This window comes from Streptomyces griseicoloratus (assembly GCF_014534645.1).
In the GTDB taxonomy this organism is placed as follows: domain Bacteria; phylum Actinomycetota; class Actinomycetes; order Streptomycetales; family Streptomycetaceae; genus Streptomyces; species Streptomyces griseicoloratus.
The window spans coordinates 13,336-39,652 of the sequence record NZ_JACVQF010000210.1; the positions used below are offsets into that span (position 1 = coordinate 13,336).

A 26,317-nucleotide genomic window follows, 5' to 3' on the forward strand; every position below is an offset into this window, starting at 1 on the left:
CGCCCGCCGTTGTCAGCGGGTGTCAGTAGGATCGCCCTTCGCGATCGACGTTCGCCGGACACGGGGCGGCGGGCGGAACGGGTCAGCCGGGCAAGGGAATTGGTGCGAAGTGAGCCACATCATCGTCAAGCGCCCACCACGGACGCTGCCGAAGGACGTGCCCACGCAAGAGGTCGTGCTGCAACCACCGCCCGAACTGCCGCGCGGGCAGCAGGAAGGCGCCCTGATGCAGCTGCTGCCCATGCTCGGCATGGGCGGATCCGTGGTCTTCTTCTTCAACCCCCAGGCCCAGCCGTTCATGAAGATCATGGGCATGGTGATGGTGGCCTCCACGATCGCCATGGGCATCGCCATGCTGGTCCGCTACCGCCGCGGCAACCAGGGGCAGATGGCCGACATGCGCCGGGACTACCTCCGCTACCTGTCGCAGACCCGGCGGGCCGCCCAGAAGACCGCGGAGGCCCAGCGCGACGCCCAGTACTACCTGCATCCTTCACCGGAGCAACTGTGGGCGCTGGTCGCCGAGGGCAGCCGGGTGTGGGAGCGCCGCACCGGTGACGCCGACTTCGGCCATGTGCGGGTCGGCCTCGGCCCGCAGGCCCTGGCCACGCCCCTGATCCCGCCGGAGACGGCCCCGGTGGACCAGCTGGAGCCGCTCACCACGGGCGCCATGCAACGCTTCGTCGCCACGCACAACACCCTGGAGGACCTGCCGCTGGCGGTCTCCCTGCGCGCCTTCTACCACGTGACGGTCAGCGGTGAGCCCGGCACCGTACGCGCCACCGCGCGTGCCGTCACGGCCTCGCTCGCCTCGCTGCACTCCCCCGAGGACCTGGTCATCGCCGTCGCCACCGGACGCGACTCGGCGCAGGAGTGGGAGTGGGCGAAGTGGCTGCCGCACGTGCAGTCCCCGGGCGTCGCGGACGGCGCCGGCAGCATGCGGCTGATCAAGACGGACCCCGTCGAGCTGGAGGACCTGCTGGCCGCCCGGCTCCAGGGCCGCCCCCGCTTCCACCCGGACGGGCAGCCGGTGCCCGACCAGCCGCACCTCGTCGTCGTGCTGGACGGCGTCTCGCTGCCCCCGACGTCGCTGCTGGCGAGCCCGGAGGGCCTGCAGGGCGTGACCGTGCTGGAGGTCGTACCCGGCAACCTCACGACCGGGCGCGGCGACCTCTCAATCGTCGTGCAGCCGAAGGAGCTGCGCCTGGAATCGGCGCACGGCATGGTCTACGAGGGCACGCCCGACGGCCTGTCGTACGAGGCGGCGGAAGCCCTGGCCCGGCAGCTCGCCCCGATGCGCATGGCATCGGGCGGGGACGACGACGAGCCGCTGCTCGCCAACCTGGAGTTCACCGATCTGCTGAACCTCGGCGACGCGGCCTCCATCGATCCGCGGCGGACCTGGCGGCCCCGCTCGCAGTCCGAGCGGCTGCGGGTGCCCATCGGAGTCGGCGAGGACGGCCGGCCCGTGATGCTCGACCTGAAGGAGGCGGCCCAGGAGGGCATGGGCCCGCACGGCCTGTGCGTGGGCGCCACCGGTTCCGGCAAGTCGGAGCTGCTGCGCACCCTGGTTCTCGGTCTCGCCGTCACCCACTCCTCCGAGACCCTCAACTTCGTGCTGGCGGACTTCAAGGGCGGTGCCACCTTCGCGGGAATGGCCCAACTGCCCCACGTCGCGGCCGTCATCACCAACCTCGCGGACGACCTGACGCTCGTCGACCGGATGGGCGACTCGATCCGCGGTGAGCTCAACCGCCGCCAGGAGATGCTCCGCGACGCGGGCAACTACGCCAACATCCACGCCTACGAGAAGGCGCGCGCCGCCGGTGCCGCGCTGCAGCCGATCCCGTCCCTCGTCCTGGTGATCGACGAGTTCAGCGAACTGCTGACGGCGAAGCCCGACTTCATCGAGATGTTCGTGCAGATCGGCCGCATCGGCCGGTCGCTGGGTGTGCACCTGCTGCTCGCCTCGCAGCGCCTGGAGGAGGGCCGTCTGCGCGGCCTGGAGACCTACCTGTCGTACCGGATCGGTCTGCGCACGTTCTCGGCGGCCGAGTCGCGGGCGGCGCTCGGCGTGCCGGACGCCTACGAGCTGCCGAACGTCCCCGGCTCCGGCTTCCTGAAGTTCGGCACGGACGAGATGGTGCGCTTCAAGGCCGCGTACGTCTCGGGCGTGTACCGCACGGGCGCACAGCAGGCGGCCTCCTACGGCGGCCCCCTCCCGGTCGACCGCCGGCCTGTGCTGTTCACCGCGGCCGAGGTCCCGGTGCAGCATGTCGCGGTGCCGCCGCAGCGCGAGGAGAGCCGGGACGAGACCGACGACGCGCTCGCCGACACCGTGCTCGACGTCGTCGTACGGCGCCTGGAGGCGCAGGGTCCGGCCGCCCACCAGGTGTGGCTGCCGCCGCTGGACAGCCCGCCCTCGCTGGACGCCCTGCTGCCGGGCCTCGCCGAGGTGCCGGGCCGCGGCCTGACCCAGCCCGGCTACGAGGGCGCGGGACGGCTCGTCGTGCCCGTCGGCCTCGTCGACAAGCCGTACGAGCAGCGCCGTGACCCGCTGTGGGTGGACTTCGGCGGCTCGGCCGGCCACATGCAGATCCTGGGCGGACCGCAGTCCGGCAAGTCGACGCTGCTGCGCTCGATCATCTCGTCCTTCGCGCTCACCCACACCCCGTACGAGGTCCAGTTCTACGGCCTCGACTTCGGCGGCGGCGGCCTGTCGGCCGTGGCGGGACTGCCGCACGTGGGCGGCGTGGCCTCACGCCTCGACCCCGAGAAGGTCCGGCGCACGGCGGCCGAGGTGTACGGCGTCATGACGCGCCGCGAGGAGTACTTCCGCTCGGCGGGCATCTCCTCGATCGCGGAGTTCCGCGCCCGCCGCGCGCGCGGCGACATCTCGGTGACCGACCAGCCCTGGGGCGACGTGTTCCTGGTCATCGACGGCTGGGGGAACTTCCGTACGGACTACGACGCCCTGGAGCCGATCGTCCTGGACATCGCGACCCGCGGCCTCGGCTACGGCATCCATCTGATCCTGACCGCGTCCCGCTCGATGGAGGTCCGCGGAAACCTCAAGGACCAGTTGATGAACCGCCTGGAGCTCCGGCTCGGCGACCCCATGGACTCCGAGTTCGACCGCAAGGTCGCGGCCAACGTGCCCACGGGTGTGCCCGGCCGCGGCCAGACCCCGCAGAAGCAGCACTTCATGGCGGCGGTGCCGCGCATGGACGGCCTGTCCTCCGACACGGACCTCGCGGAGGCGACGCAGGCGCTCGCGACCGAGGTCGCCCGGCACTGGCAGCAGCCCGGTGCTCCGGCGGTGCGGCTGCTGCCGAGGGAGTTCCCGGCGCACCGGCTTCCCCCCGGCGACCGGTTCCCGCAGCGCGGTGTCTCCTTCGGGCTCGACGAGGACAACCTGGAGCCTGTGTTCGTGGACTTCGAGCAGGACCCGTTCTTCCTCGTCTTCGGCGAGAGCGAGTCCGGCAAGTCCAACCTGCTGAAGCTGCTCATCCAGCGCCTCACCGAGCGCTACGACGGCGACACCTGCAAGCTGTTCGTCATCGACAACCGCCGCTCCCTGCTCGGCGTCACGCCGCCCTCGCATCTGGCCGAGTACGTCCCGATGTCCAACCAGATGCAGCACCACATGGACGCGCTGGCCGAGCTCATGCAGCGCCGTACGCCGACGGCCGACGTCACTTCGCAGCAGTTGCGCGACCGGAGCTGGTGGCAGGGCCCGACGGTCTACATCATCATCGACGACTACGACCTGGTGGCCACGTCGAGCGGCAACCCGCTGGCCGGCCTGACCGAACTCCTCCCCCTCGCCCGCGACGTCGGCGTGCGCTTCATCATCGCCCGCTCCACCGCGGGTGCCAGCCGCGCCGGCTACGAGGCGTTCATGCAGCGCATCAAGGAACTCGGCGCCCAGGGCGTCGTCCTCAGCGGCGACCCGGCCGAGGGCGACCTGCTGGGCGGGGTCCGCCCGCGCCCGATGCCGCCGGGGCGGGGGGTGTTCGTCTCGCGGCGGCGGGGGAAGCCGTTGGTCCAGGTGGGGCTGGTGCAGGACGGAAACGGGGAGTGAAGGCCGCCCGGTGGGTGACGCTGGGCTGCGTCCTGCTGGTGACGGCCGCCGCCGCGGTGGGCTACGGCTGGTACCGGTGGAGCGAGACGGGAAAGGGCTGGCGCTACGAGGACAAGCTCGCTTCGTACTGCGGCGGCCTCATCCCGTACGCGGAGTCGGCCGTCTTCACGGAGTTGAACACGGAGGTCGGCCTGTCGCGCGACGACGAGTACGGATACGGCGAGGACCGCTACCGCTCGTGCCAGGTCGCCGACCTGACGGTGACCGTCGGGCTGATCCGTGAGGACGCCGTCGCGTCGGACACGGGTCCCGACATCTTCGGCGCACTGGACGCGGGTCCGTCCGACCGCACTCCTGTGGCGCTCGGCGGGGGCTGGCGCGGCTACACCGACATGCGCGACACGGCTGTCGTGCTGCCCTGTGCCGACAGGGATGCCGGCAGGGAAGCGTCCCTCGTAGTGAGCATCCAGGGCGACGATTCGCACGACCATCCGGAGGAAGCCCGCGCCATGGCGGAACTGGCCACGGGCATCGCCCGCAAGGCGGCGCGCTCCTCGTCGTGCGAGGCCGGATTCGGCGGCCGCATACCGAAGATCCACGCGCCGGGCGGCATGTCCGCGCCGGAGAGCGCGTCGGGCACGTGCGCCGGCATCCGGTTCCCCGAGTCCCAGTGGATCGACTGGATCAAGGAGAGCAAGCCGTCGGGCAGCGCACCGCTGGAAGGGTGCCTGCTGGGCGAGTCGAAAGCACGCGACGAGGTCCTGTACGGCCTGGAAGCCGCGTTCGGCCCCTACGCGCAGCGCCTGCGCACGCCGTCGGGCGCCCGGTCCGGACTCGGGCACAGCCATGCGCTGGCGACGGCGTCCTGCCCGGGTTCCACCGTCCGAGCGGTGTTCACCATCTCCGCGTCGGTGTACGCGGCCCCGACCAAGGACTTCCTCCGGTCGGCGCTGCGCGCCTTCGCCGAGCGGTCCGCGGAGCGCCATGGCTGCACGGACCTCACGCTGCCGGGCTGACCCGGAAACGGGGAGAACGGGAAGAGGGTGGGCGTCTCCCGCGCACGCCCACCCTCTTCGCTGCCGCGGCCCCGGCCGCGGTTGACCACGTCGACTACTGCAGGTACCTGGACGCCGCCAGGTCACCCTCCATGTACGTACCGCCCGACTGGCCCACGACGTGGCCGATGCCCATCAGGGCCTGGTGGATGTCGCTGGCTTCCTTGTCCCAGCGCCGCAGCTTCTCGTCGAAGGTGTCCTGGGCCTTACCCACCCAGTACTGCTTGCTGTTGACCACCATCTGCCGGAGCTGCTGGATGTCCTCGTCGAGCTGCTTGGCCTCGTTGGCGATGTTGGTCGCCGCGAAGTCGAGTCCGTCGTACGTTACCTGCAGACCGTCCGCGTTACGGCTCATCCCTGCCTACCTCGTTTCCCTCACCTGTGGCTGATGACTGCACCGGCAATCCCGGCCAGCGTCCTGGCCTGCCGGTGCCTGAATCCCGCTCGTGTCAGAACGAGCTGAACGGCGACGACTGCACCGTGGGGGCACCGTCGTTGACGTTGATCTTGTTCACGGCCGCGCGGACTTCGTCTTCCTTGCTGTCCTTGATGTTGCGCGTCGCGGTCATCGCCTCGATGACGTCACCGAGGATGCGGCCCATGTTCTGCAGCGACGTGTTGATCTCGTACTGCTTCGTGTCGAACGCGGCACGACCGATGCCGTGCCACTGGCCCTCGAGGCTGTCGATCACACCCTGCAGGTTGTGCACCCGCTTCCGGATGTTCTCGAACTTCTCGTACATGTCCTTCTGCAGCTTGACTACTGCTGCATCTTCAAGCTTCTGGTCGACGGCCATGGTCCGCCTGCCCTCCCTCTTTCCTCTCGGGATCCGCCTGTTTACCCGGATCCAACTGTGCGGCTCAGCGCCCTACAGCGGTGAGCACGTTCTCCACGCCCTGGCCGAGCAGCGCAGGGCTCGGGCGGCTGACGTGGTCGACGTCACCTGGCGCGCCGCGTCCGCAGAACGGCGAGTGCGCCGCCTCCGATCACGATCACTGCTGCGGCAGCACCCAGCACGATCCAGAGCGTGCTGTTGTCGTCGCGCGAGGCATCCGCTGCCACCGTCTCCGACTCCGATCCTGCTGCCGCCTTCGCTCCCTCAGAAGAGGCTTCAGCGCCTTGTGACGAGGGTGTTGCAGAAGGGGAGGCTGCAGTGGACGGCGGAATCTCCGTCACCAGCGGCTCCCCCTCGTCCCTGTTCCACTTGGCGAGCGGGTCCTTGTACGCGGGGCCGGCGTCGTAGTTCGCGTTCTCAAGGACCTTACGAGGACGCACCGTTCCGTAACCGGCGTGCTGAGTCGGCTCGTCCTTCGGCCACTTGCGGCTCGCGGTATCGATCAGCGCTCGGGTGACCTGATTGGCCGTCCAGTCGGGGTGGGCGGACCAGATGAGGGCCGCAGAGGCGGAGACGATGGCCGCGGAGGCACTTGTTCCCTCGAGGTCGTGGCAATACGACTGGAAACTGGCCTGGCAGTAGCCAGGAATGTCCTCACCCGGTGCTACGAGGTCAACGTAGTTCCCGTAAGAGGCGAAGTCCGGGATTCTGCTGTCCTCATTCATCGCCGACACACCCAGGACGTACGAGTAGGCTGCCGGATAACCGATCTTGCCGGTCTTCTGCCCATCGTTTCCAACAGCGGCAACGAGCAGCTTGCCCTTCGAAGCTGCATACTTGATCGCTTCTTCTTCGTCCGGATCGACGAATTCAGAACCGAAAGACATGCTGATGATCTGAGCATCGGTGTCAGCCGCAGCCTTGATCGCATCCCAGGCCTGGGCTGTCTTTCGCTTGTCTTCCGCCCCTGTCAGGCCGTTGAGATGGATGCGGTACGGGACAATTTTTGCACCAGGTGCGAGACCCTGCACACCGCCATTGGCCCCTGTACCTGCGATCAACTCAGCCATGCTCGTGCCATGGCCCGTGTAGTCGTCCGTAGCACCGTACGCGACCTCTTTGGGGACTTCGTCCACCAGCACCTGACCTTTAAGTGAATCCGTGTTGGGATTCACACCAGTGTCAATGACCGCGACCTTGATGCCCTCTCCTGTGCTGACCTTCCACATCTGCTCGGCCTGCATCGGCTTCAAGTACCACTGCTCGGACTGGGCATCGACCGCCGCAGCGTTCGGAGCGAAGCCCACACTCATAGCCGCCAAGGCGCCGACGACCGCGCTCACCGCGCGTACTCGCCGCCTGCAACGTGTCCTGCGGAAGGCACTCCGCTCGGCCAGTCGGCTGGTCCCTGGCTTCATGACGTTGTATGTCCTCGCTAGCGCTTAGTTGACGACCGGCGGCACGCCGCGTCGTTGGTCGGTGGGCAGATGAGTCTCGTCTTCTTCGGCCTGGGGCTCAGGACGCGATGCCCTTGTCCTGTCCCGATCTTCGTTCGTCTTTCCGCGACCGCCTGGCCCGCGCACGAGCCCGGCGCCCCCACGGGTCATGCCGTTCCGCTCGGCACTGGCCGCGGAGTTGCGTGCGGCAGGGTTGCCGGTGACGGCCCCGGACGCCGCCGGGCCACTCCGAGGCGCGTTGATGCTGGAACCGGACCTTACGGCCGGCGTCGGTCCACCAAAGACACCGTGCTGGCCGGGACGCCGGTCGACCGGCCGGGCTCCGGCTGCTGCCTCGGCGCCAACCACCGTTCCCCGGGGGATCCTCGGCCCACTCTTCGCCGGCGTGGCAGCGCCGGTCACGGGCCGTCCCCCCACCACACCGTTCGCGTGCCCAGCACCCGTTGCCGCGCCGCCGTGGGGCCTCGGCGCAGGCGCCGCGCCCGGCCTCGCGGTACCGCCGGTCACTCCGGGGCCCATCGGGAAGGATTTCGCGCCAGGAGAAACGCCCTTCGCGACTGGCTCAGCGCTCGGCGTCGCACGTCCCATCTGGCTGATGGGACCGCTGCCTCCAGTACGCCCCGGGCCCGCACCACTCACGCCTGCCGTGCTTGCTCGTCCTTGGGCGTTAATCGGGCCTCGGACGCCGCCTGAGCCGCCCATACCCTTGCTCGAGATCGGGTTGGCAATCGGCGCCCCGTAGCCGCTCCCGAATGCATTGGGTGTGCCGCTGCTTCCGCCGGGGGCGCCTACGGTTGGAGCGGTGTTACCGGTACTGGTCGGCGCTGAGGGCGGCGGCAGGGTGCCGACGCTGTCGATGGTCGTTCCGACCATGTCGTCAGGCTCCACGGTCACACGTGTCGCATCCGTGGGCCGCAGTGGAGCGTCGCTTGAGCCTTGCGGTGCGACCGGGCCCGATGTGGCGGCCACCGACCGATGCTCGGCAGAGATCGTTGAATTGCTTGTCTGCGGCGCCGCGGAACCCGCACCACCCGAAGCAAAAAAGCGGTCGCCGCTGCTAGGCACAGGCTTCGGGACGCCCACGTCCGGCATGGTCGTGAACTCCGGAGTCTTGAGCTCAACCAGCCGCTCCTGCGCCACCGCGTAATACGACGACAGCCGGTTCATCTGGTTGATCGCCTCCTGGCGATCCTTCTCCACCCGGACCGCCGTGGCGTACTCCTCGTTACCGTCGACCTGCTTGGGCGTCGGGATCTCACGAGGCAGCAGTGCCTTCTCTTCCGGGCGCGTATCACGTGGCGGCATGGCCTTGCGTACCGCCGCAAGCCCCATGGCAGCCGCGGTGATCTGATCGCCCGCCCCACCTGCGAAGGTGCTCAGCTCATACGTACTGGCGACCAGGGAGCGACCCCACTTACGGAATGCCTCCCCCGACTTTCCGACCCAGTGGACCCTTTCGATGTGGCCGTCCAGTTCCTTGGCCGCGTCCGTGATGGCGTCCCGCGCGTCCCACAGGGCCTTGCCCGAAGACTCCAGGTCCTCCGGGTTGGTCTGCTCGACCAGGTCGATCATGTCGTTGAGACGGTAGTCCTCGAAGTTGGTGCGACCGTGCATCGCTTTGCCGAACGGCGTCGCTTCCACCGCCGAGCGCACCAGATTGTTGAAGAGCCCACCGCCGGGTTTCTCTTCGATATTGCGGGTGAAGTCCGTGAACGAGTTCTGCTGGGAGACCCGCTCCAGGTCTCCTTCATGCTGCTTGTCGGTCATCGTCACAGGTCCCCGGTGGTCGTGTCACTCTGAGCGCCGCGCTGCTTGCCGCCGTCCGCGTCCTGAATCGCCTCGATCTGCGTCTGAATCGCCCAGAAGCGACGACGCTGCTCCTCTTCGAGGTTGTCGAAGCCCACGTGCGCGCCCTGCACGGCGATGCCGATCGCTTCGATCTGCAGGTGCAGCATCTTGGAGAGAGAGGTGAGCTTCTCGTGAACCCGGTTGTACTCCAGGTAGAGGTCAAGGGCCTCGGGGAAGCGGCTTACGCTTCCGCTGGCCAGCGAGCCCTGTTTGATCGTCTGGGCACCGACTCTCGTCGGGTTGCCGGGAGACCCCTCGAGGTCACGCAGGACTCCGTCCACCCGCTTCACGAACGCGCTCAGCGCCTCGCCGGTGACCTCCAGGTTCGCCGCCCTGGCGGCCGACACGCCCCCCACCATGTCCGCTGGAAGCACGTCACTCCCTCCCCGTTTCCCCGTAGACCCATGGCGTAGCCGGCTGATCGACCGCCCCCGCGATCGCAAAGCGAGACGCGGCGCACCATGCGATCACTACTGTAGTCAACCGGTACGACAGGGCCAACCGTGATGTGTGCTGGTCCAGTTACAACGGCGTCTCGGACGTGCCACTTTGACCGACTTGGTGACCGACGGCCGCCCGCGAATGACTTCCCTCGGCAGAGTGACCCGTCCCGCAGCGTTGCCTGCGACCCGTCACCGACGCGCACGGCAAGCGTGCGGCGAGCCCGCCGAGGTGGCATTCAGCCCTGTTCCAACGAACGGGTACGCACACGTCTCCGCAAAAACTTCACCTCCGCAATCGGCCTGCATCCGGTACACGAAGGGCCTATGGGACCAGTTGCTAACTTGTGTCGACGTCCGGAGACTGCACGACACCATTGGACCCGGCCAGGCAGCCAGCGGTCTGCACACGGGGGAGGTAGCCACTCATGGCGTGGGGTGAGTGGGAACTGCTCAAGGCGGATGCGCTGCAGCTCCAACGGGGCTCATACCACATGCAGTTGAATCAGGTGGGTGGCGGCGGGCCGGCCGTGCGCCGGCCACCTACGGGAACCTCAAGGTCGCGAACGACGGTCTCACCAGCATCGGTACAGCGGCGTTCAACCCCGACATGCCCAAGCAGGGTTTCGCGCTCGGGGCAGGGCTCAAGCATGTATCAAATCGCCGGGAAGAGCACCTCAAGTCCCTGATGGACGCGTGTGCTCACATTTCGAACCATATGCGTGTCATGAAGAAGGTGCACGACGGGGACGAGGGTTACATCCAGCGCCAGAAAGAGCAGTATCGCCGCGCTGGACGCCGGGTTCGACGAGCGGTCGGGGCTCCTGGCGACACGATGGTCAACGTCGGCGACAAGCCGCTCTACGGCGATCGTGGTGGCCCCATGGGATTCCAGGTCATGAGCAACCTGATGCGGACTGGCGACTACGACGACCGGTTCCTCAAGGACTACGACACGAAGCTCATGGCGACCGAGCGCAAGCTGACTGGCAACGGGGAACACGGGAACCTCGCCTGGCGCAACAGCCCCGCGACTCCGTGGCTCAACCGGATCGGAGAGGACAGCGGCGCCGACCCTCTGACGGGCTACCGACCCTCGGTCGGAACCCGGAGGCGTATGCCGCCGTCGAGGTTGGTCAAAAAAACTACATGGGCAAACTCATGGATTACCACTTGAACCCAGACCTCCCGGCGGACCGTCGAGTCTCTGACAACTATCAATTGCTTGTCGAGCAGATCGCAGGACGATCTGGAGAAGTATCAGGAACACTCGGACTCGGCGCCCAGGATTTCATCGGCGATGAGGCGTCGGACAAGGACAAGGGATTCGAACATGCGATTGCTCAGCGCAAGAATCTGATCTCCGGCGCGGTAGGCACCGTGGTCGGAGTAGGCACGTCCTTTATCGCAACACCTTGGGCGGGGGCCGCAGTCGGCGGTGGGGCCGGGACTGTGACGAGCGTTGTCCTCGAGGAACTTTTCGAGGACGCCGAAGGAAAGGCCAAGGAGGATGCCCAGAGCACTGGCGGCCAGTACTGGCAGCAAGGCATGGTGCGAGGGAAGGACATCACACAGCTGGCCGTGCGGGAAGCGGCCGAAAAGTACCACACGATAGACGCAGGCGACGCCGCATCGGCGGCCGGGGAGGCCAGCCGCCAGGGATATATCAACGCTCGAGCAATCCTTGAGGGCCAGGCACCCGGAAGCATCGCGGAGTTCTCATGATCAGTCACCGAACCATCAAACTCCCCCTCGCCGCCATCATCGTTCTGGCTGCGGTTGCAGGCTGCAGTAGCGAAAAGCCCGAGCGTGACTACGCTGTCCCTGACGATCTGTGCGGGACGCCGGTGAGCGCGAAGGAACTCACGCCATTCCTACCCGCAGGCAAGCAGATAAAGGTCAGCGAAGAAGACCATGCCGGGACGAAGATCTGCAATGTGGTCGTCGATGGAACTCTGGTTCTGACGGCTACACAGGCGTGGGTGGCTCAGGGAAAGACAACAGCCTACTTTCTCGCAGGGCAAACTCTGGAAGAAATCAAACACTCGGCTGACTCGGGACGATTCCGGTTCTCCGGGAATGAGAGTTTCGGCAAGACACGCAACTGCACGGACCGCAGATACAAGCAGGAGCTGTATGTGGCACTTCAGGCACAGGGATCGGAGCACAGCGATGCCGATGCCATGAAGCGCCTCATCACTTCTTACACCGAGAGAGTCGAGGAGTCGGCTGCATGTACGGCAGGCTCGCAGTAGCCCTGCAAATCTTGGTGCCCGTGGGTACTTGAACGCGGGTCAGGAGCAGTCCGAACGAGGCCGTCAGCAGGTCCCTGCCCGGCTCGACACCGCATACGCATAGCCCAGTACCGTCACCCCGTCGCCCCCGGTGACTCGTAGTCGTCCTCTGGTGAGCGGGTGAGCTTTACCTCGACGCAGAAGGAGACTCCTGCGCCGGCGGCCGTGACCGTGTAGGTGGAGTCGGTGGTGTTGGCGGCTGACGGGGAGGCAGTCACGCCGAACTGGGGGGCGTCGGCTGCGCCATGCCGGTCGCGGCCATGGCGAGCAGAAGGACGTGTGCGTCGACGAAGGCCGCCCAGGAACGGGCCCGGTCGGCCTTGACGCAGGCCGTCGCGGCCAGGACGTAGGTGGTGAGCGAGAGCTTGGTCATGGCCGGCTGCTGCGGCCGGTGTGTCTGCGGCGGGCGTCTCGTGCTGCGATCGCTGTGCCGGTGAGGCCCGCCACCAGGACCAGGCCGCCGACCACCACGTACGTCGCCACGCGGGTGTTGCGTTCCTGGGCCGTCTCGCCGAAGTGCACCGGGGCGACGGAGGGGGCCTCGGCCGGGATCACGCCCTTGTCGGGGGTCGGGGACTCCACCGGGTGGGCGGGGTCCACGTCCGTGAGGGCCTTGACCGGGTCGATCACGCCCCAGCCGACGAGGCGGTCGTGGCCGGGGATCGAGCGTTCCGCCGTCTGCTCGATCTGGGCGACGATCTGGCGTGCCGTCCACTTGGGGTACTTGGCCTTCAGCAGCGCCGCGACCGCGGCCACGTAGGGGGCCGAGAAGCTGGTGCCGTTGTCCGAGCAGTGGCCGTTGCCGGGGACCGTGGAGATCATGTCGACGCCGGGGGCCGCGACGCCCACGAACTCTCCCGACTGGGAGAAGGAGGCGCGTTCGTTGTTGCGGTCGGAGGACGCCACGGCCAGGACTCCGTCGTAGGAGGCCGGGTAGGTGACCTTGACGTTGCCGCCGAGGCCGTCGTTGCCGGCGGAGGCCACGACCACGACCTGCCGGCCCAGGGCGTAGTCGACGGCCGCCTTCAGGCTCGGGTCGGGCTCGACGGCGTTCGCCGTGTCCTGGGAGATGTTGATGACGTCGGCGCCGGCCTCGACGGCGTAGCGGATCGATGCGGCGAGTGTCGCCGCGGTTCCGTTGCCCTCCGCGTCGTTCTGCTTGACGGGGATGATCGTGGCCTCGGGGGCGAGGCCGACGAAGCCGGTGCCCTTCGCGGGCCGTGCCGCGATGATGCCGGCCACGCGCGTGCCGTGGCCGACGGTGTCGGTGGTGCCCTGCGCGTTGCCTCGCTCGATCTTCTCGCCCTTGGCGTTCTTCGACGGCAGGTAGTTCTTGCCCTTGGCGGCGTCGACGGCGTCGGTGAGCTGGGGGTTCTTCACGTCGACGCCGGTGTCGATCACCGCCACGCTCACGCCCTTGCCCTTCGACTGCGCCCACAGCTCGTCGAGGTTGACGCGTTGCAGCGCCCACGGCCGGCCTTCGTACTTCTTCGACGGGAACGTGCACCGCCCGCCGTCCTCCGCCCGCGCCTCGGGGGCCGGGAGCGCGCACATCGTCGCTCCGGTGAGGAGTGCCGTGGCGAGCAGCGCCGCCGCCGTCCGCGGGAGCATGCCGTTGCGGTGCGGGCGCACGGAGCGGTTCTTCTTCAGCATGACCTGCATGTCTTCGCTCTCCTGGGAGGCCACGGCGGCTAAGAACCCTGCGGCTGCCGCGCCGCCGCCTCCGACAGGCGCGGACCGGTGGGCAGGAAGGTGGACCACTGCACCGGGACGGGTGAGGGGTTCACCTTGTCGTAGCCGAGCCGGGTCTGGGCGATGCGGGCCTCGGTGAGCTGCTGCTCACGCTGCTTGTCGGAGGTTCCGATGCCCTTGTCGTCCGTCGCGCTGTCGCTGTTGGACTGCAGGGCGTAGCGCAGGCCCGTGTCGGTGACCAGGAAGACCCCGCCCGCGTCGGTCTCGGTGCCCTGGAACTGCCGGTAGAGCTGGCCGGATCCCGGGGTCACGTACGCGCTGGAGGATCCGGTGGGCAACTGGGCGGGGAAGTCGGTGCCCGCCCAGGTGGACAGCGTCGTCGCCCCGTTCTTGGCGTTCACCGAGCGCAGGACGTTGCAGACGGTGGTGCGGGCGGTGGTGGCCGTGGCGGTGGCGCCGTTGACCGTCTTCGGCCGGTACGACGGCCAGTTCCGCTCCCCCTCGAACTCGGTGCTGTCGACGACCGCGCCGGGGCTGACCTGCTGCGCCTCGCCCGTCTGCCCGACGCCGACGAGGTCGCCGCTGTTGAGCAGCAGGGTGGCGGTGAACTCCGAGATGCGGGCCACGCTGCCGCTCAGGACGACGTAGTACTGCATGCGGCTGCCGTCGTAGGCCTTGATGACCATGCCCACCTTGTCGTACTGCCCGAGCATGTCGGAGGCTCCCGCGTCCGCGCCCGGTGTCCCGGTGATCTCCGGGATGGCGATCGGGTCGCCCTTGTGGAGGGTGTCCAGCCAGTCCTGGGAGACGCGCTGCGGGGCGCGGCCCTGCGTGTCGAGGGCCTTGAGGAGTTCCTTGTCGGCGGGGTCGGCCAGCGGGTAGGCGTAGCCGCGCGAGTCGACGACGTACTGGGACTTGCCGTCGGGGCCGACGACGTACATCAGGTCGCCGCCGGACAGCTTGCCCGAGCCCTCGGTCCTGGACCACTCCTTCTCGGCGAGGACGAACGCCGCCTTCTGGATGGCCCGGCCGCCGGGTCCGGGGCGCTCGCAGACCGCCCAGCGCTTGGCTTTCTCCGCCTCGTCGGACGAGGGCAGGCGATCGGGTGCGTAGGGGATGCCGATGGTGGCGCCGTGCGGGGGCTTGCCGCTGTCGAGGACCTTCTCGTCGACGGTGATGACGCTGTTCTTGTCCGGGTCCAGGAGGAGCCTGGCCGAGGCCATGTTGAGGACGGGGTGGAGCTGCTTCTTCCCGGCCGTCTTGAGGACGACGTAGCGGGTGGTCGAGTCGCTGGCCACGATGACGTGCTCCCCGGGGTCGTCCCAGCCCTTCGGCGCCGTCGGGCTGAAGAGGCCGATCGCTCCGAACACGGCGAGGACGACCACGCCGACGACGGCGCCGGGCACGACCGCCCTGAGCGGCTTGGGAGCGCCCTCCTCCGAGCCCGAGGGCGAGGGTTGCAGGAAGGACGCGAGCGTGCGGCGCTTCGCGAAGGTGTAGGCGTTCAGTTCATCGCGCCGTGATGCCATCTGTGTTCGTTCTCTCCCCGTACGAAGCCGTGGAGGTCAGGTGCAGTGTCGGTGGAGGGTCGGCGGAGCTCCGCCCCGCGGCCCCCGGCTGCCTCTGGAACCTCGGCTGTCAGACCGGGCACCTACTATGCCTGTTGCGCAGTGGTGTGTGCGGCACGGGTAGGGTGCTGAAGCCTTGCCGCCTGCTGAGTGCGGTCTTTTTCGGGAGAGTTCGGGGGTTTTGCAGTGATGGCTTCCGCACCGCGGACCCGGTCGCGATCGCAATTCGCGGCACGACGGTCCGCCGCGGCGCCGGCGGCGCGGGGTCCTGTCACTCCGCACCTGCAGGCGCGTTCGGGGCGGGGCGGCTCGTTCGCGCTGAAGCGGATGGTGCTGCTGGAGCTGGCCGCCGCGCTGGTGGTGTGCGGCTGGCTCATCGGCCGGCTCGCCCTGGTGCCGGCGGCCGTCGTCGCGGTCGTTCTCGTCCTGCTCGCCCTCGTACGCCGGCGGGGGCGCTCGCTGCCGGAGTGGCTGGGCAGCCAACTGGCCCTGCGCGCCCGCCTCCGCCGGGCGCCTGGCACCCCCGTACCGCCCGGCGTCGACGCCAGTCTGGTCCCCGCCGTGGAGTGCGAGCCGAACCTGCGCACGTACACCTACCGCCACCGTGACGAGCACGACCGGCGGCCGGTGGGCATGGTGGGCGACGGAGGCTTCCTCACGGCCGTGCTCCAGGTGGAGGCCGACGCCGGTGCGCTGCGCGCCGAGCGCGGGATCAGACCCCTTCCCCTCGCCCTGGTGCGGGACGCGCTCGACGTGGACGGTATCCGTCTGGAGTCGGCGCAGATCGTGCTGCACACGCAGCCCGCGCCCGCGCCCCACCTGCCGTGGCAGTCGGTCGTGGTGACCAACTACGCCCAGCTGCAGGCGGAGACGGTCTCGCCGGCCGTCCGCATCATGTGGATCGCGCTGAAGCTCGATCCCGAGCTGTGCCCCGAGGCGGTGGCGGCGCGGGGTGGCGGGCTCCTCGGGGCCCAGAAGTGCCTCGTGCGGTCGGCGGAGCACCTGGCCAGCAGGCTGACGGGTGCCGGATTCCGGGCGAACCTGCTGACGGAGGAGGAGCTGTCGGCCGCCATCGCCACCTCGGTGTGTGCCAACCCGATGGTGACCGCGCAGCTCGGGCAGGGTGACACGCCCCGGCGGCGCACCGAGGAGTCCAGCCGCAGCTGGCGCTGCGACAACCGGCGGCACACCACCTACTGGGTCCGGCGCTGGCCCCAGCTCGGCGGCTCCGGCATGGGACTGCCGCAACTGGTGGCCCAGTTGACGGCGGTTCCCGCGCTGGCGACGACCTTCAGCGTGACCCTGGCCCGCAGCGGGCAGCGGGACGTGACGCTCACCGGGCACGTGCGGGTCACCGGCCGCAGCAGCACCGAGCTGGCGGACGCGCGCCGGAGTCTGGAGCGTGCCGCGCGTGAGGTGCGTACCGGCCTCGTCCGCCTGGACCGTGAGCAACTGCCCGGTGTCCTCGCCACTCTGCCGCTCGGAGGTGCCCGCTGATGGCCACGACCGCATCGACGCCGGCCGCCGACCCGGCCGCCGGTACGCAGCCCGTCACCGGCCTCCGGGAGCGTCTGCGCACCGGGTTCGGTCTCCTCGGTCCCCGGCATCCGCGGCACACGCTGTCCTTGTCCCAGGTCGACTCGCTCGCCCTGCCCGTCGGGGACGACGGGGTCGTGGTGGGCGTGAACGCCGAGGGGCAACCGGCCGTCATCGGCGTCAACCGTCCGACGCCGTTCGACATCCTGTTCATCGGCGGCCTGTGGACGGCACAGGTGCTGGCGCTGCGCGTGGCGGCGACGGGCGCGCGGGTCGCGGTGGAGACCGGCAGACCGGGGCACTGGGCGCAGGTCGTGCAGGCGGTGGGTGGTGGCCAGTCCGGGATGACCGTGCACGAGGTGGGCCGGGTTCCTCCGCTGGGCGCCTCCGCCGTGAGCCCGGTGCTGGTGATCCGGGACTGCGGTATGCGGCCGCCGCGCGGGCGGGTGACGTCGGCGCCCTGGCAGGCCGTGCTCACGCTTCTTCCCTATCTCAGCCCGGTCGCACCGCGGTTGATGCGTCAGGCCCGCCTGGTGGGCGTCCAGCGGGTCTCGCCGGAGGAGGCGGCGGAGATCGGCCGTACGGCCGGGCTGCCCCGCGCCGAGTACGAGGCTCTGCCGACGCTGGCCGACGGCGTCACCCTGTGGTGCGCGGAACGCGACCGGCAGTACGTGATGACTCAACCGACGGATGCCGAGATCGGCTTGATGGGCACTCCGCGCCGAATGGACTGATCGGCTCCTTATCGACCTTTTTGCCTCGGCCCGTTACGACCTCGGGGTCGTCTTCGCTCCGGGGTGCCGGCATCGGCGGGGGCGGAGTGGTGGCCGGGGCTGCCGGGGCGGTGCATGTGGTGATTAGGCTGGGACCCGGCGCGACGCCAGAACCCGTGGACCGGGCGTCGGCGTCCCAGGGGGAGAGCCGGTTGATCGGACGACCTCGGACGGCCTCGAACGCATTCGACGACAAGCAAGGGTCGCCCCAGCACGCGTGAGTGTGCTCGACCACACCAGGAGGAACTGTGAGCAGCGATCGGGACGGGATCCGCGGGGGCTGGGCGACACCCGGCGATGACCAACCCGACGCGGAGTCCGCAGTCGAGGCGACCGGCGAGTTCACCATCGACTACGCGCCACCTGCCTGGTACACCCAGAACGCGTCGAACGGTTCCGGGCAGGGCCTCGGTCAGGGCCCCGGCCAGGCGGCGGATTCCTCGGGCGCGGCTCCGGGGGCCGTTCCCTCCCCTCCCGCGCCCCCGGCGGCGACGCCGAGTGCGCCCTTCACTCCGCCACCGCCCGCCGCGGGCACCGCGCTCACGCCTCCGCCGCCCGCGGCGGCTACCGGGGTGCCCAGGCTTCCGGAGGGGAGCGGGTTCGAGCCTCAGCAGCCGCAGCCGCAGGCACAGGCGGAAGCGCAGCAGGAGCCGGGGCCCGTCTCCGTCCCCGCCCCCGCCGAGGAGCGGGAGTCCGACAACGGCGACCTCGACAGCGGTGCCACCATGCGGTTCTCCGCCGTGGCGCTGAAGAGGGAGATCGCCGAACGTGTGGCCGCCGAGGAGGCGCCGCAGGCGGCCGAGGAGGACAATGCCGAGGACACGGACGAGGACGGCGGGACCGCCGCGGCCGTGGCCGACGGCGATGAGCACGACGACGTGACGGATGGGACTGACGGGGCCTCCGGGACCGCTGAGCCGGCCGAAGGTTCCGACGATTCCGACGGCTCCGCTCCCGCGGACGACGGTGTCGTCGGTGAGTCGTCCGGTGCCGTGTCCGTCGAAGCCTCCGAGGCGGAGCAGGCCGCCACGCCGGGCGAAGCTCCCGAGCCCCAGGACATGGCGCCCGCAGACGCCGTACCCGCCGGCGACAGCGCACCGCAGGACGCCGTTCCTGGCGGCGGGTCCGGTGCGCCCGGTGACACACCGCCCGCCTGGACGCCCTCGCCCACGGCACAGGGCGCAGTGCCGCCGCTGCCGCCGTCGTACCCCCCGGCAGCGCCCGCGCAGGCGAATCAGTGGCCCGCGCAGCCGCAGCCCCAGCCGACGTCCGGCGTTCCGGAGCAGCCGGCCGTCCCCGCCCAGCAGCCGCCCTTCCAGCCGCAGGCGCCGCAGCCGGCGCCCGCCGCATGGAACCCGTCGGCCGCGCCGATGCCGCCGAACCAGGTGCCGGCGCAGGCACCGCCCCAGTCCGGCTACGGCTTCCCGTCCCCCATGCCGACGCCTCCCTCGGCGCCGCAGCCGCAGGCCGAGCAGCCGGGCGGCGCCCCGGCCCCCGGCCCCAACCCTCCTGCCGGTTACGGCTTCCCGCAGCCGGATCAGCAAGGATTCGCCCTCCAGGCCCCGCAAGCCCCGCAGGCCCCCCACGCCCCACAGCCCCGGCAGACTCCGCAGGCTCCGCAGGCCACGCAGCCCGAGCCCACGGCACAGCCCGGCCAACCGGGACAGCCGGGGCAACCAGGGCAACCGGGTCAGCCCGGATATCCGACTCAGCCCGGCCAGCCGGGCCAGCCCGGACAGCCGCTTCCGCCCCAGTACCCCCAGTCGCCCCAGCAGCCCGTCGACCCCCGTGCAGGGGCCGCCTGGCCGCAGCCCATGCAGCACGACCAGCGCCAGCCCACCAACCCGGGTGCCGCACCGCTCGGTTACACGGCCGCCGTGGAGCTGTCGTCCGACCGGCTGCTCAACAACAAGAGGCAGAAGGCGAAGAGCAGCCGCCCGGCGGCCGGCGGCTCGCGGTTCAAGCTGGGCGGCAAGAAGGAGGAGGCCGAGCGGCAGCGGAAGCTGGAGCTGATCCGCACGCCCGTGCTGTCCTGCTACCGCATCGCCGTCATCAGCCTCAAGGGCGGCGTGGGCAAGACCACGACCACCACCGCCCTCGGCTCCACGCTCGCCAGCGAACGGCAGGACAAGATCCTGGCGATCGACGCCAACCCGGACGCCGGTACGCTCGGCCGCCGGGTGCGCCGCGAGACCGGTGCCACCATCCGCGACCTCGTCCAGGCGATCCCGTACCTCAACTCGTACATGGACATCCGGCGGTTCACCTCCCAGGCCTCGTCCGGCCTGGAGATCATCGCCAACGACGTGGACCCGGCCGTGTCCACGACCTTCAACGACGAGGACTACCGGCGCGCGATCGACGTGCTCGGCAAGCAGTACCCGATCATCCTCACCGACTCGGGTACCGGCCTGCTCTACAGCGCCATGCGCGGCGTGCTCGACCTCGCCGACCAGCTCATCATCATCTCGACGCCGTCCGTGGACGGTGCGAGCAGCGCCAGTACGACACTGGACTGGCTGTCGGCGCACGGCTACGCCGATCTCGTGTCCCGGTCCCTCACCGTGATCTCGGGGGTCCGCGAGACAGGCAAGATGATCAAGGTCGAGGACATCGTGGCGCACTTCCAGACGCGGTGCCGGGGCGTCGTCGTGGTGCCGTTCGACGAGCATCTGGCCGCCGGTGCCGAGGTCGACCTCGACATGATGCGACCCAAGGTGCGGGAGGCGTACTTCAACCTCGCGGCGATGGTCGCCGAGGACTTCGTCCGGCACCAGCAGTCGCACGGCCTGTGGACGTCCGACGGCAACCCGCCCCCGGTGGCCGCCCCGCCGATGCCGGGCCAGCCCTTCTCCGGCCAGCCGCCCATGCCGGGGCAGCCCATGCCGGGACAACCGGTCCCCGGACAGCCGCTGCCAGGTCAGCCCGTGCCCGGCCAGCCGATGCCCGGCCAGCCCATGCCCGGCCAGCAGCCGTACCCGCAGCCCGGACAGCCCTACGCCCAGCCCGGTCAGGCGGGGCACCCCGGGCAGCCGCCCGCCCAGCCGTACCCACAGCCCGGTTACGGCTACCCGCAGCCGGGCGGGCCCGGGCAGCCGGACGGACAGACGCCTCCCCCGCCGCCCCAGCAGTAACCAGCTACGGCGAAGGGCGGCCGGTGCCCACCGGCACCGGCCGCCCTTCGGCGTCGTGAGTCGTGAAGAAATCGTCCTACTCGGCCGCCGCGATCAGGTCCCGGCAGCGCTTGACGTCCTCGCCCATCTGCTCCAGCAGCGCGTCCAGCGTCTCGAACTTCGCCTGACCGCGGACGAAGGCCAGGAAGTCCACGGCAACGTGCAGGCCGTACAGGTCGAGGCCCACACGGTCGATGGCGTACGCCTCCACCGTGCGCTCGGTGCCCTCGAACTGCGGGTTCGTGCCGACGGAGATCGCGGCCGGCATCGCCTCGCCCTGGGCGTGCAGCCAGCCGGCGTAGACGCCGTCGGCCGGGATCGCGGTGTGCGGAAGGGTCTCGACGTTGGCCGTCGGGAAGCCGAGCTCACGGCCGCGCTGGGCACCGCGGACGACCACGCCCTCCACGCGGTGCGGCCGGCCCAGGATCTCCGCGGCGCCCTCGACGTCGCCCTCGGCGACCAGGCGCCGGGTCAGGGTCGAGGAGAACGGCTCGCCGCCGCCGGCCTCACCGGTCACGTACAGGTCGACGACCTCGACCTCGAAGTCGTACACCTTGCCCTGCTCGGTGAGGAACTCCACGTTCCCCGCGGCCTTGTGGCCGAAGCGGAAGTTGGGGCCCTCGACGACGGCCTTGGCGTGCAGCTTGTCGACCAGGACCTTGACCACGAAGTCGGCCGGGGACAGCTTCGAGAACTCGGTCGTGAAGGGCAGGATCAGCACCGCGTCCACGCCCAGCTCGGCGCACAGTTCGGCGCGGCGGTGGTGCGGGGCGAGCAGCGGGGGGTGGCTGCCGGGGCGGACGACCTCGCTGGGGTGCGGGTCGAAGGTCACGACGACGGCCGGAACGCCCAGCTCACGGGCGCGGTCCACGGCGTGCTTGATGATCAGCTGGTGCCCGCGGTGGACTCCGTCGTAGGAGCCGATGGTGACGACGCTGCGCCCCCAGTCCTCGGGGATGTCCTCCAAGCCACGCCAGCGCTGCACTGTGCCTGCTCCTTGTCGCAAACTCGTCGAAGTCGAACCCGTGTCCGTAGTTGCTTCTCACGCAGGTCTAAGGGTGCCATGCCGTGCGCCCGCGGCCCGCATCGGCATGGGCGCTGTGACCGGGCGCACGCGGTCCGTCGCGTCATGCGGGGACGCCCACACCGGCCAGGTTCTCGATCGTCCGGCGTGCGCTGGGCCCCACCAGCACCGCCCACTCCTGGGGTGCGTCGGCCAGCCAGCCGCTCACACGGGCAGCGAATCCGGGGATGTGGCGTGCCATGTCGACCAGTGCGCGGTCGAAGCGGAGGGCGCCGTACGGGGTGCGGACGAGGAGCAGACCGGTGCGGTGGGCCAGGGTGCGCAGCTCGTCGCCGCCGCCGGCCTGGGCGACGGCGCGCAGCAGGGCGTCCAGTACGGCGGGGTCCTGTTCGTGCGCCAGGAGGAACTCGCGCAGCTCGCGGCGCAGGGGGCGGGAGGCGGGGGCGCCCTCGGTGGCGAGAACGCCGGCGAGCGCGGCCCGCGCGGGCTCCGGGCCGTCGGCCAGCAGGCCGGTGACCAGCGGCAGGAGTACGGCGCCGGCGGCCGGGCCCTGGTCCAGGCGCCGGTCGACGTAGGCGGCCACGTGCCCGGCGGTCTCCGGTCGCTCGGTCACGGCGGCGCCGACGAGCGCGGCGACCCGGCGGGCCAGCTCGGGGGTGGTGGCGTCGGCGAGTCTGCGCAGCGCCTCTCCCGCGTCCGCGCCGCACAGGCGGGCCCGGAAGGCTTCGAGGACGGGCTCCGGGTGGGTGGGCAGCGCGGTCGCCACCGCGCTCGGCGGGAGGTAGGGATCGCCCGCGGCGAAGTGGCGCAGGGCCCGCGGGAGGTGGCGGTCGCGGGCGGCCGGGTCCTGGACGAGCAGGGCGAGCGCACCGCCGTGCAGTGCGGTGTCGGCGGGGCGGCCGAGCAGGGCGAGGGCGGCGTGGCGCAGCAGGGCGCGGTCGTCGTCGGTGCGCACGTGCGGGGCAGCGCGCAGGCCGTGGGTCACCGCCGCCGTGCGCCGGGCGGGCCGCTCGTCGTGGGCCCAGCGGTCGACGGCCCGGCACAGGGCGGCCGGTTCGTCCTCGGCCAGGACGCCGAGCAGTTCCTCGGCCCGCCGGTGCGCGCTGTCGACGAGCACCTCGGTGAGGGTGTCCAGGTCGCGGTGGCGGTGGGTGTGCAGCAGTGCCTGCGCGGCCGTCGCCACGGTCGCGTGCGGGGTGGCGGGCAGCGGGCGCTCGTCGCCGAACCAGCGGACGAGGAGGGGCTGTACGGCCGTGGGGTCGGCGGTGAGCAGCCGGGCGACGGTGTCGAGGTGGCGGGGGCCCGGCTCGTGCGGCGGGCCGTCGGCGAGGACGAGCCGGCGAAGCAGGTCGAAGCGGGTGTCCTCCGGCAGCCGCAGGGCGGTCCAGAAGGCGGGCCCGAACTCCGCCGGCACGGTCCGTCCCTCACCGCGCCGGTCCGCGATGCCGTCGGCGAGCAGCCGCAGCACCTCCGTGTACGGGGTCGCGTCGGGTACGCGCGTCAGCACCTCCGCGACCAGCCGGGCCGCCCACCACGATTGCGGCTCGACATCCAGGGCGTCGACCAACTCCTCAAGGGTCAACGCGAGTTGTGGAGTTCCCCGCTGGCGGGCGAGGAGCAGCAGGGCCTCGACGACGGGGCCGATGCGGTGGTGCGGTACGGGGAGGGACCCGGCGTCGGGCGCGGTGCCTCGGCGGTGGACGAGGACGCGCAGGGCCTCGTCCAGATCGAGATGGATGCCCTGGATCCAGTCGGCGAGTTCCTCGTGCCCGAAGCGGTAGCCGCTCCCGGAGGGTACGAAGAGGCCCTCGGCCAGGACGGCGGAGGCCCAGCCGGTTCCGCCGCCGAGGCGGGCGGGCGCGGGCCCCCAGGGGAACACGTCCTCGAACGACTCCCGGTCCAGCTCGCCCTGCCCGGGCCCGAGACTGCGCCGGGCGGCCTCGTGGACCTGGCCGCAGACCAGCGCGGCGAGGCGGCGCACGGCGGTGCCGCACAGGCCGTTCTCCAGGGCCAGGCGGGCCGCGACGCGCAGGCACAGCAGGTCGAGGTAGGCCGCGAAGACTTCGTCCCGGTCGACGCGGACGGGCGCCGGAGGATCCGGCAGGGCGGCCCAGACCTCGGAGAGGAGGCGGACGGTGAGGGGGTGACGGCCGTCGGCGTCCGACAGCGCGCCCTCGGGGACACGGTGGCGTCTGCGCGCCTGCCGGGCCTCGTCCTCACTCAGGTCACCGAGCCGGACGCAGGGCGGCAGCACACCGCCGGCCCCTCCGTGCACCGGTCCCCCGGCCGCCGGACCACGCAGCGGATCTCCACCGGCCGACTGCCCGGCCCCCGGCTCCCCGGCGAAGGACCGGCCCTCCGGCTCCCCCCACGCCGATCCCGTCGCCCGGCCCCCCGCCACCACCCCGGACGACGACGCCCCGCCGACCGACCCGACCCCCGGCTCACCGCCGACGGATCGAGTCACCGGCTCCCCGGCGGCGGCAGCCCTGGGCAGCCGCCCTCCGGCCACGGACCCGGTCACCGGCTCGGCCACGGCCGCCCCGTCCCGCCCCTCCCCGTCGGCCGTTCCGGGCAGCGGCTCAGCTGCGGCCGGACCGGCCGGGGACTGGACCGGGCCGACCGGGGACTGGACCGGGCCGGCCGGGGACTGGACCGGGCCGGCCGGGTGCCCAGCCGGTTCCGCAAGGGCCGGACCGGCCGGTGGGTGTGCGGTGTCCGCCTCGGGCTCCGGGGCGGTCGGCACGCCCCGCTGTCCCGCGCCGGACGCCCCGTGCAACAGCTCCGGCGGGAATTCCGCACCGGCGTGCTCCCAGTACTCCGCCCGGCACGCCACGACCAGTCGTGCGCCCGTCTCCCGCAGCCATGCCGCCGTGCCCTCCGTCCACGCGGGGAGGCGGTGGGCCAGCGCCAGGGGCATCTCCTCCGGGCCGTCCAGGAGGAGCAGCAGGGGGCGGCCGGCCGTGCGGGCCAGACGGGCGAGGCGGTCCGGGGTGACGTCGCCCGGGTCGGCGGCCGGGAGCGACCTGCGCGAGGCGGCGGCCACGATGCGGGCGGCCCGGAACAGCGACCGGCGTACGGCGTCCGCCACCGAGGTGTCGTCGTCCCGCAGGTCGGCGCCGCGCAGCCACAGCGTGGGCGCCGGCTCCGGGCCCCGGGTGCGGCGGGCGGCGAGGGCCGCGAGTTCGGTCGTACGACCGCTGCCGGGCGCCCCGACGAGTCCGAGGACGCGGGCCGGACTCCCAAGGCTGGTGAAAGCGGCGAACTCCCGGGCCGGCGCATGCCGTTCCACGGGTTCCACCGCGCCGAGGCCGTCGGAACCGGCTCCGGGGCGGCCTGCCGGCATCCCCGGCAGGCCGCCCTGGGCCGACGCGGTCCCCGCCAGTTCGAGGACGCCGGCCAGGTTGAGGTCGGCTCCGTACGCGGGGACCGTCGCCGCGTTCTCGGCGAGCAGCTCGGCGAGGGGGCCGGGGGCGGGGCGCAGCGGTACCGCGAAGCCGACGTCGCGGTGGCCCGAGCTCAGGGCGGTGCCGAGGACGCCGAGCACCGCGCCGGTGGTGGCGTCGAGCACCGGTCCGCCGGCCGCGCCGCCGCCCAGCCGCAGGGCGTCCAGACCGGACGTCCCCACCGCGAGTTCCAGGGCGCCGCCGAGGACGTGGAAGCGGTCGGTGGCCGTGTAGGTGACGTCGGTGGTGCCCAGGACCCGTGCCTCGCGCCAGCATCCGGCCGCGATCCGGACATAGGTCCCGGCGTCGATCCGGTCCCGCGCGGTGACGGGCAGCGGGGCCACGCCCAGGCCCTCGGTGCGGACGAGGGCCAGGCCGAGGGAGGGCAGCGGGGTCACCTCGCCGGCGGCGACGACGCGGCCGCGGTCCCCGGCGTGCAGGACGAGCCGGGGCAGGCCGTCGACCGCCTCGTGGCTGGTGATCACCGTGCCGTGGTGGTCGGCCACGAATCCGGTTCCGCGCGGGCGGCCGGCCAGGTCGTGGATGCGGACCAGGGAGTCGTCCGGTGCGCGCCCGGCGGCCTCCTCCCAGGTGGACGACGGGGTGCCGTCGTCCGGGTCCCGGAGGCCGTCCCGGGACCGTCGTCGTGTGCTGCCGCCTGTCATCCGGGACCGGTTCCGCGACGCCATCGTCGAACCTCCCCGCCGTACACCCGTGCCCTGCGTCCGACGGTAGGTGGGCGGTGATCGGCGGGACAGATCGCGTGGCGAACGCGCCCCCTTCCGCTCCCCCGCTTCACTCCGAGCGCCTGCCCGGACGGGTGAACAGGGTGAGGCTGATGGATACACCTTAGGGGTGGGGGAACCGAGGGGGGACCGTGGAGCGGCGCCAGTGGAAGTCCCCGTGGCCGCCGCTCCACGGGTGGGTCCGGGGAAGCCCGGCCGTCCGGCCCCGGCCCTGTGATCTCTCGCCCTCTCGGCCCATCGCCCTCGCGGCCGCTCGGCCTCCCGAGGCCCCTGCGGCCAATCGCCCTCTCGACCACTGGCCACTCGGCCCCCGGACGCACTCGGGCTGCTCGGGCCGCTCGGGCT

General features: G+C 71.1%; 19 protein-coding genes and 1 pseudogene. 9 read left to right on the forward strand and 11 right to left on the reverse strand.

The annotated features are described in order from the left end of the window. Nucleotides 1–109 precede the first annotated feature (109 nt). Together eccCa and H0H10_RS24365 are read left to right on the forward strand one after the other, a co-directional pair. Entirely contained in the window at nt 110–4,084 is a 3,975-nt protein-coding gene (gene eccCa, locus H0H10_RS24360; RefSeq protein WP_188183233.1) for a type VII secretion protein EccCa, read from the forward strand. Next, nucleotides 4,081–5,100 carry a hypothetical protein gene (locus H0H10_RS24365; protein WP_188183234.1) on the forward strand — a complete coding sequence of 340 codons (1,020 nt, stop codon included), beginning with the start codon at nt 4,081–4,083 and terminating at the stop codon, nt 5,098–5,100. The genes eccCa and H0H10_RS24365 overlap by 4 nt, the downstream gene beginning before the upstream one ends. 94 nt (nt 5,101–5,194) lie before the next feature. Here H0H10_RS24365 and H0H10_RS24370 read toward each other — a convergent pair whose 3' ends face one another. From H0H10_RS24370 to H0H10_RS24390, 5 genes are all read right to left on the reverse strand, one after another. Continuing rightward, nucleotides 5,195–5,494, reverse strand: coding sequence for a WXG100 family type VII secretion target (locus H0H10_RS24370; RefSeq protein WP_188183235.1), 300 nt, complete (start codon nt 5,492–5,494; stop codon nt 5,195–5,197). 94 nt (nt 5,495–5,588) lie between these two features. Then, complete coding sequence (locus H0H10_RS24375) at nt 5,589–5,936, reverse strand: WXG100 family type VII secretion target (protein WP_188183236.1); 348 nt, start codon at nt 5,934–5,936, stop codon at nt 5,589–5,591. Nucleotides 5,937–6,079: 143 nt separating this feature from the next. Then, nucleotides 6,080–7,288, reverse strand: coding sequence for a S8 family serine peptidase (locus H0H10_RS24380; RefSeq protein WP_188183262.1), 1,209 nt, complete (start codon nt 7,286–7,288; stop codon nt 6,080–6,082). Between the two features lie 129 nt (nt 7,289–7,417). Continuing rightward, on the reverse strand, nt 7,418–9,199 hold the full coding sequence (locus H0H10_RS24385; RefSeq protein WP_188183237.1) for a hypothetical protein: 1,782 nt from the start codon (nt 9,197–9,199) through the stop codon (nt 7,418–7,420). 2 nt (nt 9,200–9,201) lie between these two features. Further along, nucleotides 9,202–9,654 carry a DUF2563 family protein gene (locus H0H10_RS24390; protein ID WP_188183238.1) on the reverse strand — a complete coding sequence of 151 codons (453 nt, stop codon included), beginning with the start codon at nt 9,652–9,654 and terminating at the stop codon, nt 9,202–9,204. A 494-nt stretch (nt 9,655–10,148) separates the two neighbouring features. Between H0H10_RS24390 and H0H10_RS41295 the strand changes: the two are divergent. The 4 genes and pseudogenes from H0H10_RS41295 (at nt 10,149) to H0H10_RS24410 (ending at nt 11,975) form a co-directional block, all read left to right on the forward strand. Beyond that, nucleotides 10,149–10,622, forward strand: a pseudogene (locus H0H10_RS41295) (hypothetical protein). Beyond that, nucleotides 10,619–10,897, forward strand: coding sequence for a hypothetical protein (locus H0H10_RS41300; protein WP_223180354.1), 279 nt, complete (start codon nt 10,619–10,621; stop codon nt 10,895–10,897). Before H0H10_RS41295 ends, H0H10_RS41300 begins: the two are co-directional and overlap by 4 nt. Next, entirely contained in the window at nt 10,870–11,445 is a 576-nt protein-coding gene (locus H0H10_RS24405) for a hypothetical protein (RefSeq protein ID WP_188183239.1), read from the forward strand. The genes H0H10_RS41300 and H0H10_RS24405 overlap by 28 nt, the downstream gene beginning before the upstream one ends. Further along, nucleotides 11,442–11,975 (forward strand): hypothetical protein, encoded by a 534-nt coding sequence (locus H0H10_RS24410; protein ID WP_188183240.1) that lies wholly within the window; start codon nt 11,442–11,444, stop codon nt 11,973–11,975. Before H0H10_RS24405 ends, H0H10_RS24410 begins: the two co-directional genes overlap by 4 nt. A gap of 113 nt (nt 11,976–12,088) precedes the next feature. Here H0H10_RS24410 and H0H10_RS40190 read toward each other — a convergent pair whose 3' ends face one another. From H0H10_RS40190 to eccB, 4 genes are all read right to left on the reverse strand, one after another. Beyond that, nucleotides 12,089–12,232: a hypothetical protein gene (locus H0H10_RS40190; RefSeq protein ID WP_223180355.1), complete on the reverse strand. Its 144-nt coding sequence runs from the start codon at nt 12,230–12,232 to the stop codon at nt 12,089–12,091. Next, the gene (locus H0H10_RS40195; protein WP_223180356.1) at nt 12,229–12,387 is read right to left on the reverse strand and encodes a hypothetical protein; all 159 of its coding nucleotides are present in this window, start codon (nt 12,385–12,387) and stop codon (nt 12,229–12,231) included. The genes H0H10_RS40190 and H0H10_RS40195 overlap by 4 nt, the downstream gene beginning before the upstream one ends. Continuing rightward, complete coding sequence (gene mycP / locus H0H10_RS24420) at nt 12,384–13,568, reverse strand: type VII secretion-associated serine protease mycosin (RefSeq protein ID WP_223180363.1); 1,185 nt, start codon at nt 13,566–13,568, stop codon at nt 12,384–12,386. Before mycP ends, H0H10_RS40195 begins: the two co-directional genes overlap by 4 nt. Nucleotides 13,569–13,705: 137 nt before the next feature. Further along, a complete protein-coding gene (gene eccB / locus H0H10_RS24425) occupies nt 13,706–15,235 on the reverse strand; it encodes a type VII secretion protein EccB (RefSeq protein ID WP_188183241.1) in 1,530 nt (509 codons plus the stop codon). 228 nt (nt 15,236–15,463) lie between these two features. Here eccB and eccE point away from each other — a divergent pair, with 228 nt between their 5' ends. The 3 genes from eccE to H0H10_RS24440 all read left to right on the forward strand — a co-directional run bounded on the left by eccE (nt 15,464) and on the right by H0H10_RS24440 (nt 20,717). After that, entirely contained in the window at nt 15,464–16,771 is a 1,308-nt protein-coding gene (gene eccE, locus H0H10_RS24430) for a type VII secretion protein EccE (protein WP_188183242.1), read from the forward strand. Next, entirely contained in the window at nt 16,771–17,544 is a 774-nt protein-coding gene (locus tag H0H10_RS24435; protein ID WP_188183243.1) for a hypothetical protein, read from the forward strand. The genes eccE and H0H10_RS24435 overlap by 1 nt, the downstream gene beginning before the upstream one ends. Nucleotides 17,545–17,831: 287 nt before the next feature. Beyond that, entirely contained in the window at nt 17,832–20,717 is a 2,886-nt protein-coding gene (locus tag H0H10_RS24440) for an SCO5717 family growth-regulating ATPase (RefSeq protein ID WP_188183244.1), read from the forward strand. A gap of 76 nt (nt 20,718–20,793) precedes the next feature. Here the strand turns inward: H0H10_RS24440 and H0H10_RS24445 are convergent, their stop codons facing one another. Next, a complete protein-coding gene (locus H0H10_RS24445; protein ID WP_188183245.1) occupies nt 20,794–21,741 on the reverse strand; it encodes a bifunctional riboflavin kinase/FAD synthetase in 948 nt (315 codons plus the stop codon). 142 nt (nt 21,742–21,883) lie between these two features. Then, complete coding sequence (locus H0H10_RS24450) at nt 21,884–25,891, reverse strand: trypsin-like peptidase domain-containing protein (RefSeq protein ID WP_223180358.1); 4,008 nt, start codon at nt 25,889–25,891, stop codon at nt 21,884–21,886. Between the last annotated feature and the right edge of the window lie 426 nt (nt 25,892–26,317).

Bases quoted from the DNA above. Each gene is read 5' to 3' on its own strand.
- H0H10_RS24370 (WP_188183235.1), bottom strand. From the start codon at position 5,494: ATGAGCCGTAACGCGGACGGTCTGCAGGTAACGTACGACGGACTCGAC.
- H0H10_RS24375 (WP_188183236.1), bottom strand. From the start codon at position 5,936: ATGGCCGTCGACCAGAAGCTTGAAGATGCAGCAGTAGTCAAGCTGCAG.
- H0H10_RS24380 (WP_188183262.1), bottom strand. From the start codon at position 7,288: ATGAGTGTGGGCTTCGCTCCGAACGCTGCGGCGGTCGATGCCCAGTCC.
- H0H10_RS24385 (WP_188183237.1), bottom strand. From the start codon at position 9,199: ATGACCGACAAGCAGCATGAAGGAGACCTGGAGCGGGTCTCCCAGCAG.
- H0H10_RS41300 (WP_223180354.1), top strand. From the start codon at position 10,619: ATGAGCAACCTGATGCGGACTGGCGACTACGACGACCGGTTCCTCAAG.
- H0H10_RS24405 (WP_188183239.1), top strand. From the start codon at position 10,870: ATGGGCAAACTCATGGATTACCACTTGAACCCAGACCTCCCGGCGGAC.
- H0H10_RS24410 (WP_188183240.1), top strand. From the start codon at position 11,442: ATGATCAGTCACCGAACCATCAAACTCCCCCTCGCCGCCATCATCGTT.
- H0H10_RS40195 (WP_223180356.1), bottom strand. From the start codon at position 12,387: ATGACCAAGCTCTCGCTCACCACCTACGTCCTGGCCGCGACGGCCTGC.
- mycP (WP_223180363.1), bottom strand. From the start codon at position 13,568: ATGTGCGCGCTCCCGGCCCCCGAGGCGCGGGCGGAGGACGGCGGGCGG.
- eccB (WP_188183241.1), bottom strand. From the start codon at position 15,235: ATGGCATCACGGCGCGATGAACTGAACGCCTACACCTTCGCGAAGCGC.
- eccE (WP_188183242.1), top strand. From the start codon at position 15,464: ATGGCTTCCGCACCGCGGACCCGGTCGCGATCGCAATTCGCGGCACGA.
- H0H10_RS24435 (WP_188183243.1), top strand. From the start codon at position 16,771: ATGGCCACGACCGCATCGACGCCGGCCGCCGACCCGGCCGCCGGTACG.
- H0H10_RS24450 (WP_223180358.1), bottom strand. From the start codon at position 25,891: ATGACAGGCGGCAGCACACGACGACGGTCCCGGGACGGCCTCCGGGAC.